Origin of the sequence: Acinetobacter sp. CIP 101934, assembly GCF_000369585.1 — a bacterium.
Classification (GTDB): domain Bacteria; phylum Pseudomonadota; class Gammaproteobacteria; order Pseudomonadales; family Moraxellaceae; genus Acinetobacter; species Acinetobacter schindleri.
On sequence record NZ_KB850094.1, the window covers coordinates 1,512,235 to 1,525,316 of the forward strand.

The 13,082-nt window shown below is 41.2% G+C and carries 13 protein-coding genes; 10 read left to right on the forward strand and 3 right to left on the reverse strand.

Annotated features, from left to right (window positions below; translation table 11 throughout):
* The first annotated feature begins 22 nt into the window (after positions 1-22).
* The 9 genes from F899_RS07530 (at position 23) to F899_RS07570 (ending at position 9,254) form a co-directional block, all read left to right on the forward strand.
* Complete coding sequence (locus tag F899_RS07530; protein WP_005221823.1) at positions 23-709, forward strand: YgjP family zinc-dependent metalloprotease; 687 nt, start codon at positions 23-25, stop codon at positions 707-709.
* A 208-nt stretch (positions 710-917) separates the two neighbouring features.
* Positions 918-1,910 carry an aliphatic sulfonate ABC transporter substrate-binding protein gene (locus tag F899_RS07535; RefSeq protein ID WP_228127792.1) on the forward strand — a complete coding sequence of 331 codons (993 nt, stop codon included), beginning with the start codon at positions 918-920 and terminating at the stop codon, positions 1,908-1,910.
* A gap of 74 nt (positions 1,911-1,984) precedes the next feature.
* Positions 1,985-3,571, forward strand: a complete 1,587-nt coding sequence (locus tag F899_RS07540) for a rhodanese-like domain-containing protein (protein ID WP_005221827.1) — start codon at positions 1,985-1,987, stop codon at positions 3,569-3,571.
* Positions 3,572-3,867: 296 nt separating this feature from the next.
* Positions 3,868-4,065: a hypothetical protein gene (locus F899_RS07545; protein WP_227590964.1), complete on the forward strand. Its 198-nt coding sequence runs from the start codon at positions 3,868-3,870 to the stop codon at positions 4,063-4,065.
* A 133-nt stretch (positions 4,066-4,198) separates the two neighbouring features.
* Complete coding sequence (gene argC, locus F899_RS07550) at positions 4,199-5,254, forward strand: N-acetyl-gamma-glutamyl-phosphate reductase (RefSeq protein ID WP_171063877.1); 1,056 nt, start codon at positions 4,199-4,201, stop codon at positions 5,252-5,254.
* Positions 5,255-5,329: 75 nt separating this feature from the next.
* Positions 5,330-6,079, forward strand: a complete 750-nt coding sequence (locus F899_RS07555) for a DUF6776 family protein (protein ID WP_005221834.1) — start codon at positions 5,330-5,332, stop codon at positions 6,077-6,079.
* A 19-nt stretch (positions 6,080-6,098) separates the two neighbouring features.
* Positions 6,099-6,512, forward strand: a complete 414-nt coding sequence (clpS, locus tag F899_RS07560) for an ATP-dependent Clp protease adapter ClpS (RefSeq protein ID WP_008304704.1) — start codon at positions 6,099-6,101, stop codon at positions 6,510-6,512.
* A gap of 9 nt (positions 6,513-6,521) precedes the next feature.
* Positions 6,522-8,798 (forward strand): ATP-dependent Clp protease ATP-binding subunit ClpA, encoded by a 2,277-nt coding sequence (gene clpA / locus F899_RS07565; RefSeq protein WP_005221837.1) that lies wholly within the window; start codon positions 6,522-6,524, stop codon positions 8,796-8,798.
* A 102-nt stretch (positions 8,799-8,900) separates the two neighbouring features.
* Entirely contained in the window at positions 8,901-9,254 is a 354-nt protein-coding gene (locus tag F899_RS07570; RefSeq protein ID WP_005221839.1) for a YnfA family protein, read from the forward strand.
* A gap of 18 nt (positions 9,255-9,272) precedes the next feature.
* Here the strand turns inward: F899_RS07570 and F899_RS07575 are convergent, their stop codons facing one another.
* The gene (locus F899_RS07575) at positions 9,273-9,749 is read right to left on the reverse strand and encodes a hypothetical protein (protein WP_005221845.1); all 477 of its coding nucleotides are present in this window, start codon (positions 9,747-9,749) and stop codon (positions 9,273-9,275) included.
* A gap of 339 nt (positions 9,750-10,088) precedes the next feature.
* On the opposite strand from F899_RS07575, the gene F899_RS07580 reads away from it, so the two are divergent.
* On the forward strand, positions 10,089-11,381 hold the full coding sequence (locus F899_RS07580; RefSeq protein ID WP_004812786.1) for an MFS transporter: 1,293 nt from the start codon (positions 10,089-10,091) through the stop codon (positions 11,379-11,381).
* 53 nt (positions 11,382-11,434) lie between these two features.
* Here F899_RS07580 and argF read toward each other — a convergent pair whose 3' ends face one another.
* Together argF and F899_RS07590 are read right to left on the reverse strand one after the other, a co-directional pair.
* Positions 11,435-12,355, reverse strand: a complete 921-nt coding sequence (argF, locus tag F899_RS07585; protein WP_004812788.1) for an ornithine carbamoyltransferase — start codon at positions 12,353-12,355, stop codon at positions 11,435-11,437.
* Between the two features lie 110 nt (positions 12,356-12,465).
* Entirely contained in the window at positions 12,466-13,014 is a 549-nt protein-coding gene (locus F899_RS07590) for a TetR/AcrR family transcriptional regulator (protein ID WP_004812791.1), read from the reverse strand.
* Between the last annotated feature and the right edge of the window lie 68 nt (positions 13,015-13,082).

Below are 13,082 nucleotides of genomic sequence, written 5' to 3' on the forward strand. Positions count from 1 at the left end.
GGGAGATTAAAAAAGAATAAAAATGACCTTAAACGACCTACCTGAAATTCAAATTGTCCGAAATATTCGCTCAACACGTTTAAAGCTTCGTGTGGATGGTACTCAAATTCGCCTGACTGCACCCGTATTTTGCACAAAAAAACAAATCCAGAATTTTATTAATGATGCCGAAAGCTGGTTACTCAAAACCTGGCAATCCCAGCAGGAAAAAATACAAAGTGTTGATCGTAGTTTACCTGCTAGCTTGCAGCTATTTAATCTGAATCAGCCAATATCAGTTCAATACCAGGCCCAGAAGCATAATTTTATTCTGGATTATGCAAACTATATGCTCTATATCAGTGATCGAAATCCTGAAAGCTACTTAAAAGCTTTTGTAATTGCCTATGCCAAACAACAGTTACCGATTTATCTTGAACAGGTTAGTCTGGAAACAGGATTATCTTTCAATGTCTGTAATATCCGCCAGCCGAAAACCCGTTGGGGCAGCTGTTCTGCCAGACATGACATTATGCTGAATAGCGGTATTATTCTGTTTCCTGAAAATATCGTCCGTTATCTCTGCGTGCATGAACTGGCACATACCCGGCATTTTGATCATAGCCCGCGTTTCTGGACTGAAGTGGCGAAACATGATCCAGCTTATTCAAACCATCGCAAAATTCTGAAAAATACCCTTATGCCATGGTGGTGGGTCAGTCAGAATTAATGCAAGAATCATTTAATAAGGAATAGTTTAAAAATAATATTTAAATCATAAATTTATATAAAAACGAGTTCGAATAATTTCTGCTGCACTTATGAAAATAGATTATTTTTAATTCAGAACCTGCTTTTCTAGAATGCTGAAAAATTAAAAGTTTCTGAGCTGCTTTCGGCATAAAACAAAGAAACGTATTTTCTAGCATATGGGGTAGATGAGGATGGTTCAATCCAGGTTATTATTTATTTTCACGCTAATCTTTAGTGTGCTTTTAACTGCATGTAATAAGGCAGAAGCACCAAAAGAAAAAGTCGAAAAAACGGCTTATACGGCAGACACAGTGCGTATTGGTTACCAGCGTTCTTCTACACTCATGACCTTGTTAAAAGAAACGGGTGAGCTTGAAAAGAAACTGGCAGAAAAGAATGTCAAAGTCAGTTGGCATGAATTTACCAGCGGTCAGCCTTTGGCTGAAGCACTTAATGTGGGCAGTGTTGATGTGACTGCGGATGTGGCAGATACAGTTCCCGTATTTGCCCAGGCAGCCAAAGCGAATCTGACTTATTATGCCAAAGAAACTGCATCTCCAAATGCACAGGCAATTTTGATTCCACAAAATTCCAGTATCAAAACTGTTGCGGATTTGAAAGGCAAAAAGATTGCAGTAACCAAAGCTGCGGGTAGTCATTACTTGTTAATTGCAGCACTCAATCAGGCAGATTTAAGTTTTACAGATATTACTCCAGCATGGCTCAGCCCGGCAGATGGCCGTGCAGCATTTGAACATGGTGGTGTAGATGCCTGGGTGACTTGGGAGCCATATGTTTCAAGTGGTACAGTTGTACAAAATGCAAAAGTCCTCGCTTCAGGTGAAGGGTTAGCAAGTTATACACGTTACTACTTAACTGGTCATAAATTTGCTCAGGAAAATCCTGCAATCTTGAATGATGTGATTGATACCTTAAAAGAAAAAGCAGCTTGGGTAAAAACCAATCCGAATGAAGCGGCAAAAATCCTGGCACCATTATGGGGTAACTTACCTCAGGAAGTGGTATTAAAAGCCAATGCTAACCGAAGTTATAACGTGAAATCCGTAACTATTGAAGATATGCCGGAGCAGCAAAAAATTTCAGATGCATTCTTCAATGAAAAGCTGATTCCCAATACGATTGATGCCAAAACATCTGATCTCTATAACACTCAATAATGCCCCAGAGCCTCGATATTTATCGGGGCTTTTCCTGTTCTATAAATAGCCTAAGCAAAGCTACGAGATTTTCTATGTACCAGATTCCAGAACTGAATTATGCCCAGATTCGAGCAAAACTACTTGCACGTGAAGAAATCGCCATTGTCGATTTACGTGAAGAACATATCTATGCACAAGCTCATCCCTTATTTAGCACTAATATTTCTCTTTCACGTTTAGAAGTCGAAATTTTGAATCGTATACCACGTCTAGACACCACAATTGTACTCTATGATGATGCAGATGGCCGAGTAGAACGTGCTTATCAAAAATTACTTCGTTATGGATATCGTCAGGTCCATGTATTGAAGAGAGGTACCCAGGCATGGGCACGTGATGGGGGTGAATTATTTATCGATGTGAACTCTGCAACCAAAGCCTTTGGTGAATGGGTTGAACACTATAAACATACGCCGTCGCTGAGTGCCGAAGAGGTACAAGAAAAAATTGATGCGAACGACAATATCGTCATTTTAGATGCACGTCGTTTTGATGAATATAACATTATGAGTATTCCATCGGGTCGAAGCGTGCCAGGTGCTGAATTGGTTTACCGTGCACCAAACCTGGTGAAAAATGAAAATACCACCATTATTGTGAACTGTGCAGGACGTACCCGTAGCATTATTGGCACACAATCATTGCTTAATGCCAAAATCCCACATCCGGTTTATGCACTTCGAAATGGCACAATTGGTTGGACCCTTGCGGGTCAAAGTTTGGAACATGGTCAAACCCGATCATTTAAGGAGGTGCAGACAGAGCTAAAACCGGAGCTTTTAAAAAATGCCAAAGTGCTGGCACAAAAAGCGCGTGTTCGAATCATATCTTTTGAGGAGCTTCAAAAACTACAAGCTGAAACTCAACGTACAACCTATATATTTGATGTTCGTGATGAAGATGAATATATCCAAGGTCATCTGGATGGTTCGCGTTGGGTTGCAGGTGGACAACTGGTTCAAGAAACAGATCACAACGCAGCAGTCCGTGGAGCACAAATTGTACTCATTGATGATCAACTGATTCGTGCCTACATGACTGCATCTTGGTTAGGGCAGATGAACTGGGAGGTTTGTGTGCTAGAAACAGATTTTTCAGAAATATTAACCACACGTGGTACGTGGACACCCAGTCTGCCAATAGTCGATACTGTTGAATTAATTAGTCCAGAGCAATTGAAAAAATTAAAATCAACTCAAAATATCGCGATTTGGGATGTGCAGCCTTTTGCACTGTATAAGAAAGCGCATATGCCGGATGCTGCATGGCTACTTAAGGCCGAAGCAGTGGAACGAATTCAACAAGCTGAATTTCAGGCTAAAGACGCTGTAATTCTCGCATGCGGTCGTTCAGTTTTGGCCCATTATACTGCGGAAGAAATTAAAGCATTTCATAAAAAAGTGTATGTACTTGATGGTGGTAATGTTGCTTGGGAAAAAGCAGGCTATCCGTTAACTGTAGACAATGTACAAGCACTTTCACCGCAAATTGATCGTTATAAACGTCCATATGAAGGCACGGATAACTCACATGAAGCAATGCAAGCCTATCTGGATTGGGAGTTTGGTTTAGTCGATCAACTTAAAAAAGATGGGACACATGGATTTTTCACCATTTAATTCTTACATCAATAAAGTCGCCACGGCGACTTTATTGATTTGAAGCATCTATGTAGCATTGACTGTGTATTTATATGCTTATTCGATAATATAAAACCAATGATAACGATAAATTAGAACTCCTCATGATGCGGTTAATCCTCACAATTTTAATTTTTATAGTCTCGCTTCCTGCGCTGTTTTTTTACGGACTATTTTTATACAGTATTTTTTTCCCAAGTTTACCCATGGATTATCCTTTAACCGTCAAATTTTTTATGCTGACAGGAGTGCTCGCGTGGGGAATGCTATTTTATATGGCTATTTTATGGATTAAACATCGTCAAATACCTAAAAAATTTTCAGCCAGTGCAACACTATTGGCCATTTTAGGGTTAATTCCATTTATGATTCGACTAGACGCCATTATCTTTTTGGCATTACCTGCTTTCTTATTTGTAATTTATCTTTGTCATTATAGTTGGTCTACTCCAGTAACGACCAAACACACATAAAGGTGTTTCAATCTTATCTTTAAACATGCATTTCAAAATATATAAAAAATCAGCATTCCTCAGTGAAAGAGTTTAGAAAACGTGAACTTCCTGTCATACTACCTGGCATAAAGGAAACATCTAGTTAGAGGTAATTATCGTGATTTCAGTGGGTATTGTGGGTGGCACAGGTTATACAGGCGTTGAACTTTTGCGTCTATTACTGCGACATCCAAACGTTAGCGTCAAAGCACTGACATCACGTACCGAAGCAGGCCGCCGTGTAGACGATATGTTCCCAAGCCTGCGTGGTCATACTGATCTTGAATTTTCTGATCTCAGCCTTGATTTATTAAAATCTTGTGATGTCGTATTTTTTGCGACACCACATGGCGTTGCGATGAAACATGCAGAAGAACTGCTAGCTGCAAATACCAAGGTAATTGACCTTGCCGCAGATTTCCGTTTACAGAATTTGGCACAGTTTGAAAAATGGTATGGCATGCAACATGCTTGTCCATCTGTATTACAAGATTCTGTATATGGTTTGTCTGAACTGAATCGTGACAAGATCAAACAGGCGAATGTGATTGGTAACCCGGGTTGTTATCCAACAACCGTGCAGCTGGGCCTTGCACCAGTATTAAAATCTGCGGAAGCCTTAGTAAAACCTGAAAGTATTATTATTGATGCTAAATCAGGGGTTTCAGGTGCAGGCCGTAAAGCCAGCCTAGGCATGATCTATTCTGAAAATGCAGATAACTTTAAAGCTTATGGCGTAGCAGGTCACCGTCATCATCCTGAGATTGTAGAAGCGTTAGAAAATATCTCAGGTCAAAAAGGTGTATTTGACCATATTTTATTTGTACCGCATCTGGTGCCAATGATTCGCGGTATGCTGTCAACCATTTACATTGACTTGACTGAAGCAGGCCAGACAGCAGATTTGCAGGCACTCTATGAACAGTTCTATGCCAATGAACAGTTCGTTGATGTCATGCCATCAGGCAGTTCACCAGAAACCCGTTCAGTACGTGGTGCCAATGAACTCCGTATTGCACTGTACAAGCCTCAACCAACGAAACTGGTTATTCTGGTAGCACAAGATAACCTGGTGAAAGGTGCAGCAGGTCAGGCGGTACAGAATATGAACCTGATGTTTGGCTTTGCTGAAAATGCTGGCTTGCAAAACATTGCTTTATTACCATAAAAAACGTATTACAACTTCACACACATTTGAATTTCGATTTAAATGTGTGTCTTGAAAAAGATATAAGAGATGACAATGCCGAATAATGAACCTCACGATCTGACCACAGATGATAAGAAGAAAATGCCATTTCTGAAAGGGAACACGCCACTTGCGATAGGTGCTGCAATTCTGGTACTGAGTAGTGGTTTACTTGGCTATTCGGTAGGTCATCGTCAAGGTCTGACCGTTGTAGGTTTTGAGGCGGATGCTGAACAGCTGGTTGAAGTCGTACAAAAGCAGAAAGCCAGTCTGGAAACACTGAATAAAACCCTGAATACAGCAACGCAGGAACGTGATCTGGCCGTAAGTAATGCCAATGACCTGTATCTTGCGATGAATAAAACCCGTGATGAATATGCGCAGGCAGAAAGCCTGGCGACCTTATATCGTGAAGTACTGCGTCAGCGTGGTGGTATGCCTTTATCTGTTCAGCATCTGGCAGTAAAGCCTCTACCTGAAAATGCCTTTGAATATCAGCTTGATTTGATTCAGGTAAGTCCAAGCAAAGGGCGTGTTTCCGGTTCGGTTGAATTGCGCCTGATTCGGGGAACTGAAATTTTAGTTGTGCCTTTGGCAGATAAAAACTTCAATTTCGAAAATTATGAACGTCTGACTGGTCGTTGGACAATGCCGAAAGGTTTTGTACCAGAATTTATAGAAGTTCGACTGACTGGTACAAGCAAGCCTGTTACCCGCCGTTTTAGCTGGAGTAAGGGTGAGGCAATTGAAAATCAATCTGCATTCCTGTCAGAGATTCCTCAGACAGAAGCCAATGCAAACTAAAGTGCGAAATGTAAATCTTATGCCTAGCAACAAGCGTCATATTTGTTTAAGTGAAATCAAGAACTCTTTTAATCAGTCCGGTGTGGTTGACTGGCACATAAGCCCACGCTTGGCAAACGACCCTTTTCATGACGAAGATGCTGATATTGCAGTACAAACAGCACCGCCAGAGTTGAAGCGTCCACCGATGTATGCAGTAGTATTGATGAATGACGACTACACCCCCATGGAGTTTGTAATTGAAATTTTACAACAATACTTTGCAATGAATCTTGACCAAGCTACGCAAGTAATGCTAACTGTACATTATGAAGGAAAAGGTGTTGCTGGCGTCTATCCAAGAGACATTGCGGAAACGAAAGCGAACCAGGTCAATAATTACGCTCGATCACAAGGTCATCCTTTACTTTGCCAGATAGAGCCTAAAGATTAAGGGGGTTGCATGCTCAGTCGTCAATTAGAAGTATCACTACGTTTGGCTGTTAGCATGGCTCGTCAAAAGAGACATGAGTTTCTGACAGTAGAACATTTATTATTGGCTTTACTCGACAACGATTCTGCCGTGAATGCCCTTAAAGCATGCGGTGCAGACATTATTGTACTGCGTAAAGAACTTGAAGAATACGTAGAACAACACACTCCAAAACTCGGCGAAAATAACGATCAGGCACCTCATCCGACTGAAAGTTTTGACCGGATCCTGCAACGTGCCATTTTCCATGTACAGTCAAGTGGTGGAGACCGTACGGTAGAAGGTGCGGACATTCTAGTTGCGATGTACTCAGAACGTGATTCGTTTGCAGTGTATCTGCTGAAACGTCATCAGATTAACCGTTTAACCTTGACTCAATATCTGTCGCATGGAACCCGCAAGGAAGAAGTGCAGAACGAAGAAGAAATTGAGGAACTGGACGGCGAAACCGGATCATCGAATGCTTCAGGTCCACTAGATCTTTATACCACTAACCTGAATCACGAAGCGCAAAAAGGTAAAACTGATCCATTAATTGGTCGTGAAAAAGAAATTGAGCGTGCTGCACAAATTCTTTGTCGCCGTCGTAAAAATAATCCGTTGCTGGTCGGTGATCCGGGTGTGGGTAAAACATCGATTGCTGAAGGTCTGGCTTGGCTGATTGTCAATGGTAAAGCACCTAAACCATTAGAAAATGCCGAAATCTATAGTCTGGATATCGGTGCACTGGTGGCAGGAACCAAATACCGTGGTGACTTCGAAAAACGTCTGAAACAACTTCTCAATGCCTTGAAGAAAAAACCGGATGCAGTGCTGTTCATTGATGAGATTCATATGATCATCGGTGCAGGTTCCAGTATGGGTAGTACCATGGATGCTTCGAACCTGATTAAGCCAGCACTGGCAAATGGTTCATTGCGTTGCATAGGTTCAACCACATTCCAGGAATACCGTCAGGTCTTTGAAAAAGATCATGCTTTATCACGTCGTTTCCAGAAAATTGATGTGAATGAGCCTTCCATCTCTGAAACTATTGATATTTTACGTGGTCTGAAATCTAAGTTTGAAGATTTCCATCATGTTCAATATGAAGATCAGGCTTTGGTATCAGCGGTAGAACTATCAGCGAAGTTTATTAATGACCGTTTCTTGCCAGATAAAGCCATTGATGTGATCGATGAAGCGGGTGCGCAACGCCGTTTAAAAGCCGAGCAAGACGACAGCCTGATTACGGTAGAAAATATCGAAGACATCGTGTCGAAAATTGCCCGTATTCCACCAAAAACAGTTTCTAAAGATGACAAGACTGTATTAGAAAATCTTGAGCGTGATTTGAAACGTGTGGTCTTCGGTCAGGATGAAGCCATTGAAGCACTCGGTTCCGCAATCAAGCTGTCTCGGGCAGGCCTGAAATCTCCATATAAGCCAGTCGGTAGTTTTGTCTTTGCCGGTCCAACGGGTGTCGGTAAAACTGAAGTCACCAAGCAATTGGCGAAACTGATGGGCGTGGAGCTGGTTCGTTTCGATATGTCTGAATATATGGAACGTCATGCGGTATCCCGTCTGATTGGTGCACCTCCAGGCTATGTTGGTTTTGACCAAGGTGGTTTGTTGACCGATGCGATTCATAAGAATCCGCATTGTGTATTACTACTCGATGAAATCGAAAAGGCACATCCGGATGTATTTAACCTGTTGCTGCAAATTATGGATCATGGCTCCTTGACCGATAACAACGGTCGCAAGTCAGACTTCCGTAATGTGGTGCTTGTACTGACCACCAATATTGGCGCCGAAAGCATTTCACGTGTCAGTATCGGTTTCATGGAACAAGACAACAGCAATGATAACCAAGAAGCGATGAAAAAAGCATTCTCACCTGAATTCCGTAACCGTCTCGATGGTGTGATCCAGTTCAAGGCCTTGCCAAGTACGATCATTGAAAATGTAGTCGACAAGTTCTTAACCGAATTGCAGGCACAGCTAGATGAGAAGAAAGTTATTCTGGAAGTGGATCAGAGTGCACGTGAATGGATGGCTGAAAATGGTTATGACCGTTTAATGGGTGCTCGTCCAATGCAGCGTCTGATTCAGGAGCATCTGAAAAAACCATTGGCAGAAATGATTCTGTTTGGTGAGCTGGCAGATAATGGCGGTAATGTTGCTGTATCTGTGAAGAAAAAAAATGGCAAAGCTGTAGGCTTGAAACTTGAAGTGTTTGAAGATCAGACTGCTGAACCAGCCTAAATTCTACTCATCGTAAAATAACCCGTGCTTGCACGGGTTATTTTATTTCTTTATTGCTATGATCTGATCAAGATTTATTGTTTGGCAAAGATTTAACAAGATATGGAATTTCAGTTCACTAAACTTATTACGACTTTTTGTCTGTTCCTGGTCACGGCGGTGATGGAAATTCTAGGCTGTTATTTTCCCTATCTGATTTTGAATCAGGGAAGTAGTCACTGGTTATGGATTCCGACAGCTCTGGCTTTGGCAGCTTTTGTCTGGCTATTAACTTTACATCCCGCTGCTTCAGGCCGGATCTATGCAGCTTATGGTGGTATCTATATCTTTACTGCTTTGATGTGGTTGCGTTTTGTGGATCAGATCAGCCTGTCTCGATGGGATTTGCTTGGTGGTGCAGTGGTGATATTTGGGGCGCTGATTATTATCATGCAACCCCAAGGTTTAATCCGTTGATTTACTTCCTGTAGAAACTTAGTTCCCTTTACAGTCCTTCTGCGATATTTCAACGTCATAAGATCGAGTAGTGGAACTCAGTTCTAGCATCACTTTATAGGGATTTTCTAACTGATAACGGTGCTCAAAGAAAATACCGCAGTTCTGTAATAAGTTTTTGCGGATAAGCTGAGTCACTTCCTTAGGACCTAGATCTTTTTCAAACTGGGCAAAGTCTGGAGTAATAATTAAACCTTTTAATTCGGTTTTATTAGCAGTGAGTTTCAGTTGTTCAATAATCGTGTTGTGATCAATTTGCAGGGGCAAAGTTTTAGAATCTTCCGCACTTAATACAGCCAGCATTTCATTCAGTTCTGCTATTTTCTTGATTTTAAATTTTGAATCAATGATCTGTTGCTGTTGCAGGTATTGATCAAATTCGGAAGCATAAACCTGACTACTAAGAAAACTAATGCCAAGGGTTAAAGCAGTGAATAGATTTATTTTATATTTCATGTAAGGCCACAAATTATTACTGTGTTTTGCGGATTATAAGAGCATGAATAAGATCTGTACGCAACTCCACCATGGTTAATTTATCTGTTTCCTCAGATTCCTTCTTTTTACTTATTCTTAAACATTGAAGTTTAAAAGACTTTTTATGTGAAAAATCTATTAATAATTACACTTTATTTTTTGTGTTGGATTTCATCTAGGTTTATAGTCTTACACCTCCCCACGCAGCATACCGGTAAGTACGTAGGGTGCATGCAAAAAAATATCTAAGTTTAAAGGCATAAAATATTGACCTATAAACAAGAAACTTCAATGATTTAAAAATAAGGATGTCATATTTTGAGTCAAGCTTATTCCAAGCAGGAAAAAAACAGTCGTATTAAAGGAATCGTCGGGGCAGCCTCCGGTAACCTGGTCGAATGGTTCGATTTTTATATCTATGCTGTATTTGCGGTTTATTTTACCAAGGCACTCACTGCACCAAATATGGACAGTTCAACTCAGGCAATTTATGTCTGGGGTGTATTTGCTGCCAGCTTCTTTATGCGTCCGATAGGTAGCTGGCTATTTGGCCGTATTGCCGATAAACATGGCCGTAAAAAATCCATGGTCATTTCGATCTGTTTAATGGCCATCAGTTCATTCCTATTCGCAGCTTTACCAACTTATGAGCAGGTGGGTATGGCAGCACCATTCTTGCTGCTGCTGGTGCGTCTGTTACAGGGCTTATCAGTCGGTGGTGAATATGGCGCTGTTGCGACCTATATGAGTGAGCTGGGTTTAAAAGGTCAGCGTGGATTTTTCTCATCTTTCCAATATGTGACCTTGACCGGTGGTCAGTTGCTGGCAAGTTTACTCGGGGTTATTTTCCTGGGCTTTATGAGCGAACAACAGTTACTTGATGGTGGCTGGCGTATCCCGTTTGTGATTGGTGGTATTGCGGCAATTGTTTCTTTATTGGCACGTAGCCGTCTTGAAGAAACGCTATCTACGGAAGATAGCGATAAGGAAGATTCAGGTACACTTAAAGAATTGTTCAAGAACCATTGGAAAACATTCTTGCTGGTGGTTGGCTATACTTCAGCGGGTTCACTAAGCTTCTATGTGATTACGGTTTATTCAAAAACCTATTTAACCAATATCGGTATTGATCCAAAGACTGTCGGATTTATTATGACGGCCTGTATCTTTATATTGATGATTGCACAGCCATTTTTTGGTGCTTTATCGGATCGAATTGGTCGTCGTACCTGTATGCTGCTGTTTAGTGGGTTGATGGCGATTGCGATTTATCCGGTCATGGCGGTCGGTATGCGGGTCTTCAGTGATACCCCAGTGATCGTTGCATTATTGCTGATTTTCCTGATGATGTTACTGAGCCTCTATACCTCGATTGGCGGTATCGTAAAAGCAGAAATGTTCCCGCCACATGTACGAGCTTTAGGAGTAGGTTTCTCTTATGCAGTGGGTAATGCCGTCTTTGGTGGTTCAGCACCTTCGGTCGCATTACAGTTTAAATCAGCAGGTATTGAAAATACCTTCTTCGTGTATGTCATTGTAATGCTGATTATATGTTTCTTCTGTAGCTGGCAATTACCGAAAGAACCAAAATATTTAAAAGATGATCATTAATCTTTGAGCAATAAAAAAGCACCAAATTCGGTGCTTTTTTATTGAAAGAAAATTTAGTCTTTTTTCAGATTTTCATTAATCAGAAATTCAACCAATGCTTTCTGAGCATGTAGACGGTTTTCAGCTTCATCCCAAACCACGGCATTTTTGTGATCCAGCATATTTTCTGAAATTTCTTCGCCACGGTGTGCTGGCAAACAGTGCATAAACAGGCAGTCGGGGTGAGCCAGATCCATCAAGCGCTCATTGACCTGATAATCAGCAAATGCTTTTTCACGGATTTTCTGTTCTTCTTCCTGTCCCATACTTGCCCAAACGTCAGTCACGATCAGGTCAGCATTGACTGCTGCATCTTCAGCTGAGTCAACCAGCTCTACACAGTGTGCAAATTCAGACAGGAATTTTTCTTGTGGCTCATAACCTTTAGGCGCAGCAATTTTCAGCTTAAAGCCCCACATATGCGCAGCTTCAATATATGAATTACACATATTGTTGCCATCACCGATCCACGCCACAGTTTTACCTTCGATTGGACCACGATGTTCCAGGTAAGTCTGCATGTCAGCAAGCAGCTGGCAAGGATGGTGGTCATCAGTCAGAGCGTTAATCACGGGTACTTTTGAATAAGAAGCAAAACGTTCAACGATGTCATGACCAAAAGTACGGATCATCACTACATCAAGCATGCTTGAAATAACACGTGCAGAATCTTCGATAGGTTCGCCACGGCCCAATTGAGTATCACGTGAAGACAGGAAAATTGCGCTGCCGCCGAATTGGGTCATGCCAGCTTCAAACGAAACACGCGTGCGGGTACTGGATTTCTCAAAAATCATTCCCATAACTTTACCAACAAACGGTTGGAAAACTTCATTGTTATGCTGTTTGCGCTTGAGCTCGATGGCGCGTTGCAGTATCTGGTTAAGTTCTAAAGTCGATAGATCGCGTAAAGTCAGAAAGTGACGGAGAGCCATTCGTTACTCCACAATAATTGCTGAAAAACTGGTTCAACAATTAGTTGTTGGTTAGTTAAAAAAATACGGAATCGGCTAATATACTATATGAATAGGAAATTGCAAAAAAACTAGACTTTTTGATGACCGTCCAGGAAACGATCGACACAATAATTCACATATTCGACAGTTTCCTGATCAGTTTCATCGCTTGGCAAACCCATTAAAATGCGCCATTCCATATTTCTTAAAATACCGAAATATAATTGTGCAGAAAATAATGGATTTGGACAGCTGAGCAGACCTTTGGCATGTGCCTGTGACAAAACTTCAGCAATAGAGTGCTGGATATGTTTTGGCCCCTGTTCATGAATATGTCGAGCAATATCCAGATTGCGTCCACTTTGTTCCAGCACCAGCCGCATAAATGCGGCATTTTCCGGCTGTTTGATATGTTGGTAGAAGTTCAGCAAGGTCTGAATCAAATAGCTTCTAAAGTCTTTAGAACTGTTTAAAGAAAAGGGGAGACAAATATCTTTAAAGAACTGGGTACGGCGATAATCACAAATCGACTTAAACAGGCCTTCTTTATTGCCAAAGTATTTATAAATAGATGCCTTGGAGCCACCGGCATGATTGACAATATCATCCAGGGCAGAGTAAAACTTGAAGTGCGACATAAACCACCTAATTAATTTAAAGGGTTTATGGAGTATATAAAATTGTCATACCATCATCTTAACTTTGA